The following is a 4,807-nucleotide window of genomic DNA, read 5'->3' on the forward strand; positions in this document are numbered from 1 at the left end:
AGCGTCACCGTCCACCGGCCGCGGCCCAGGTCCCGTACCGGCAGCCGGGCGGTGAAGGCGCCCGCCGGATGCCCCGCGGCGAACCGCACCGGATGGTCGAAGACCCGTCCGTCGGCGTGCTCGGCGCGCAGCCGCAGCAGCCGTCCGCGCGCCGGGGTGCCGGGCGGCAGCAGCCGTCCGGCCACGACCAGGGTGCCCTTGTCCGACGGATGCCATACGGCCTCGGTCACCTCGCAGGGCGCGCCGCGCGGGGCCGGGCCGATGTCGAGGGAGAGATTGCGGTACGGGCTGGTGAAGTACGGCGTGACCCGGGCGCGCAGCCCCGGCCCGGCGGCCACCACCCGGCGCGCGGTGCCGATGTCGAGGGTGTCGTCATGGCGGTTGCCGAACCGTACGGTGCGGCTGATGCCCTGGGCGCGGACGTCGAGGAAGACGTCCCAGACGCCGGGGCGCAGCGGTGCGCCGCCGTCGGCCGCGGCGATGTTCACATCCGCCGCGAACTCCGCGGGGTCGTCCTCCGCCGTGGCCACCGCCGGGATCCGCACCTCGTCACGTGCCTCGCGGCGGCGCAGCACCAGCTCGGCGCGGTCCTCCTCGGGGTCGGTCTCCAGTCCGTCGATGGCCGCCCGGCCGCGTACCCGCAGGGTGCTGCGGCCGTGCCAGGCGGCGCCCGCGAGGTGGTGGCGGACCGGCAGCCGGTCGGTGACGTCGAAACAGGCGTCGGGGATCTCGGCGTCGGGGTCGCGGAAGAAGGGGTGGAGCCAGTAGACGCTGCCCTTCTCGACGAGATGGCCGCACCGGGCGTCCCGTTTGGTGTTGCGCACGACGGACAGCAGATCCTCGAAGCGGCCGGTGCGCAGCAGATGCACCATCAGCCGCTCGGGGGCGGTGAGGGTGGGGAAGAGCGTGTCGGAGCAGTGGGCCAGCGCCCATCGGCGCAGTTCGGGCAGGAACCGCCGGCGGGCCTCGGTCTCGTCCTCGCGCGGCAGCGCGCGCAGCGCCGGGCACAGCTCCCGGCGGATGTGGTGGAGCATGACGGCGTCGCGGCGGCTGCCGGGCCGGGTGTGCCGGGCGGCGGTCTCGAACAGCGGCCGCATGGCGTCGACGCGGTCGGCGAGACCCGCGGCGGTGCGGCCCGGGCCCAGGTGGTAGCAGTCGTAGTCGGCGACGACGGAGATCCCGGAGGCGTTGAGATAGGCGGCCGCGGTGAAGGGTTTGCCCTCGCCGTGGTGGAGGTGGGCGGGGAAGCGCAGCCGCAGCCGTTCGATCAGGGAGCGGCGGAAGAGCTTGCAGGGCTCCAGGGTGGCGTAGGCGTGGGAGCTGTGGGCGTCGGTGCGCAGTTGGTTGTGGCGGAAGACCGCCTTGGGAACGCCGCGCCCGTCCGGGGAGACCATCTTGCCCAGGACCACGTCGGTGCCGTTCTGGTCGGCCATCGCGACCATGCGGCGCAGCGCGTCGGGTGCCAGCCGGGCGTCGGCGTCCAGGAAGAAGACGAAGTCGCCCCGGGCGCGGGCCAGTCCGGTGTTGCGGGGGCCGCCGGCGCCGCCGCGGCAGGGGTGGGGGTTGCGGACGACATGGAGCGAGGGGCAGCCGGCGGCGAGCCGGTCCAGCTCCTCCGCGGTGCCGTCGGCCGAGCCGTCGTCGACGGCGATGATGTCGAGTCGGCTGAGCCCGAGGGTCTGCTCCATGGCGGAGGTGACGGCCCGGGTGATCCCGGGCATGGCGTCACGGGCGGGGACGATCACGCTGACACGGGGAGGCGGGCCGGGGCGGTGATTGCGCGGCATGCTGGCTCCGGAGGGTGTGCGGGGGGCTCAGGAGGCGTGTGCGGGGGGCTCCTGGGGACGGGGCCTGGGGTGGAAGCTCATGGTGAGGGCCTGGGGTGAGGTCCGGGTGTGGGATGTGCTGCTACGGGGTGACGTACATGTGGGGTGTCGTACATGCGGGGTGACGTACGTGTGGGCGTCGTGCCTGTGGGATGTCTTGCTATCGGATGACGGACCAGCGTCCGGCGCCGGGGGGTGGGGCCGTGTGGAGGTCACGCAGCCGGACGACCGTCTCGCCCTTCTCGGCGAGCGCGTCGACGGCGTCGGTGAAGCGCTGGATGGACGGTGGGGTGCTGGGGCCGAGCAGAAACTCCTTCACCTCGTGGCGGGCGATGCGCAGCTCGTCGAGGCACGGGTCGAAGAGCGGGCGCAGGAGGTCCTGCATGGCCGATGCCCCGGGACCGAGCAGATAGGCGGCCCTGGCCACGACGTTCTGCCGGCGGAATTCCTCCTCGTCGAGCCCCGCCGGAACGGTGAGCGCGTACGGCTTGAGGGTGGCGAGGAAGTCGCCGACCACGTCGGAGAGATCGCCGATCAGCAGATCGGCCTGGTCGAAGCAGGAGTGGAGGGTGGGCAGGTCCCCCTCGATCACCTGGTGGAGCCAGGGCGGTGAGGCCGCCCAGTGGGCCTGGTGCCACTGCCTGCGCAGCCCCTCGGCCTCGGTGAGCAGGGCCGGATCGGGTGCGGCGCGGTCCCGCGTGAGCATGGCCTCGTCGGCGTCCGCCCGGCGCAGCCGCGCGTCCAGCGCGGCGATGTGCTTGGTCAGTTCGGCGCGGCGGCGGGCGTCCTCGGTGCGCTGCGCCTCGGCGTCCTCGGGTGCCTCGGCGAGGGCGTCGGCGGTGCGCCGCTCGTTCGCGGCGTGGATCAGGGCGACGATGCGGCGGTGGGCGGCGCGGGCCTCGGGGGTGCGGTGGCCGGTGGGGGGATGCGGCCGGTAGAGCACCCGCAGGGGCCGTTCGCTGTCCAGCAGCGCCCGTACGATCGACTCGCCTGCCGTGTCCGGCTCGCCCGCCGCACCCGGCTCACCCGCCGCGCCGTCCCGGGTGGGCGCGTACAGCACGGTGGGCAGGGGCGCGGGGGTGTGGCCGGTTCGGTCCACGCGCAGTCCGTCGAGCTGCGGGCGGCCGATCTCCACGATGTCCGCGTCCTCGACGCCGACCGCGGCCTGGACATGGCGCCTGCGCCCCGCCTCGCCCGCCACCCACACCTGGTCGTAGACCTTGCTGTACGGATCGACGGCGGCGGCCTCGTCGCCGTCGCCGCCGGGGGCCAGGAAGACGTGCTGCATGGTGGGGATCCGCAGGAGGTGGATGTTCCGGCCGGTGTTGGCGGGGTAGAGCGCGACCCGCACCCCGCCCAGGTCCAACTGCGACAGATGCGCGGCGCTCGGCACGCACAGCACCGGCAGCGGGGTCGGCTCCAGGGCCTCCAGCAGCTCCCGTTCGCGCACGATGACCAGGGACGGGGTGGGCAGCGCGGCCACCGGCCCCAGCCATCGGGTGAGCTGGTCGGCGCGGTCGCGCGGACCGGAGAAGTACAGCACCGTACGGGGGCGGCGCTGGATCAGCCAGGCGTCGACCTCGGCCAGCACCTGGGCGGCGCCGGGCAGCCGGCGGATGGCCCGGACGAGGTACGGAACCAGCGCAACGACCGTGATCAGACAGGATCCGGCGGCCAGGGTGAGCGCCGCCACCACCCAGCGGGCGTCGCCGGTCAGCAGCGACGCGGTCAGCCCGAGCAGGGCGGAGAGCTCGTAGACCAGCATCCGCTGACCGGGCCATTCGGTGAGCCTGCGGGGCGGCCGGTCGCTGATGTCCAGTCGGCGCAGATCGATGTTGCGGGCCGCGACCGCGAGGGCGCGGCGCCGCCGGATCAGCGTGATGAGCGCGGCGTGCAGGGCCTGCCCGGCGAGCAGGCAGAGCACCAGCGTCATGGCCGCGGCCAGCCCGATGGGGCCGGTGACATGGAGTCGGCCGAGCAGGAGGAGCAGCAGGACGCAGCGGATCTCGAAGCGGGACGTGGCACCCATGTGCAACCGCCCCAGACGGGCCATCAGCCCCGGTTCGGTGCGGTGCAGCAGCAGCTCACAGCCGCAGCCCAGCAGCCCCGCCGCGGCGAAAACCCCTCCGGCCCCGGTGAGCGCGGCCACCGCCAGGGTCACCAGACACCCGGTCAGCGCGGCGAAGGCCACGAGACCGCGGGGGTTTTCGATACCGAGGCGGTTCATGACGCGTGCCCTTCGCGGCGGATGTGTCGTCCTGACTGCACACTGTAGGCGAATAGTCGTATTTATGCCTTTTGTTGTCATGTGGGGTGGATGAGGGTGAAGGCGAGGGCAAGGGTGCGGAAGCGCGATGGGATCTCCGCGCCGACGGCGATCGTGCTCCCGATGGCCGTCATGCTGGCGCTGGGGCTGTGGGGCCTGGACCGGGGCACGATGTGGCGGGACGAGTCCGCGACGTACCAGATGGCACGGCGGAGCCTCCCTCAGATCCGCGACGTGCTCGGCACCGTGGACGCCGTCCACGGCCTCTACTACCTCCTGATGCACCCGCTCCTGGCGCTGCACCCCTCCGAGGTGACCATGCGTCTGCCCTCGGTCCTGGCCGCCGTGGCCGCCACGGCCCTGGTAGCCGCCCTGGGCTGCCGCCTGGCCCGCCCACGGGTGGGCCTGTGGGCCGGACTCCTCTACGCGACCACCCCCGTGGTCACCCACTACGCCCAGGAGGGCCGCTCCTACGCACTGGTCGCGGCGGGCGCGGCGTGGGCGACGTACCTGCTGGTGAGCGCGGCGGGACTCGCGGTGGGGACGGCGACGGGGGGTGCCATGGCGGACCGCCCCGCGCCAGGTCAGGCGCCCATGCCCGGGCCCGGGGCGGTGTCCCGAGCCGCCGAGGAGGCGGGCGGGGCGGTGCCTGGCACACGCGTCCGTTCGGCCGTACTGGTCCGCGGCGGCGTGCCTCGCGTCGCGCGGTGGGCCG

General features: G+C 74.1%; 2 protein-coding genes and 1 pseudogene. 1 reads left to right on the forward strand and 2 read right to left on the reverse strand.

What is annotated here, in order from left to right:
- Both KN815_RS46595 and KN815_RS46600 read right to left on the reverse strand, forming a co-directional pair.
- Positions 1-1,787: glycosyltransferase (locus tag KN815_RS46595; protein ID WP_216347834.1), on the reverse strand; the 1,787-nt coding region annotated here is incomplete at its 3' end.
- Positions 1,788-1,986: 199 nt separating this feature from the next.
- Positions 1,987-4,053 carry a hypothetical protein gene (locus KN815_RS46600; RefSeq protein ID WP_216347835.1) on the reverse strand — a complete coding sequence of 689 codons (2,067 nt, stop codon included), beginning with the start codon at positions 4,051-4,053 and terminating at the stop codon, positions 1,987-1,989.
- 162 nt (positions 4,054-4,215) lie between these two features.
- Here KN815_RS46600 and KN815_RS46605 point away from each other — a divergent pair.
- Positions 4,216-4,807 (forward strand): annotated as a pseudogene (locus tag KN815_RS46605) (hypothetical protein); the annotation flags it as partial.

Source organism: Streptomyces niphimycinicus, from assembly GCF_018883605.1.
Classification (GTDB): domain Bacteria; phylum Actinomycetota; class Actinomycetes; order Streptomycetales; family Streptomycetaceae; genus Streptomyces; species Streptomyces niphimycinicus.

Excerpts from the sequence above, each read along its gene's own strand:
- KN815_RS46600 (WP_216347835.1), bottom strand. The coding sequence starts at position 4,053 with ATGAACCGCCTCGGTATCGAAAACCCCCGCGGTCTCGTGGCCTTCGCC.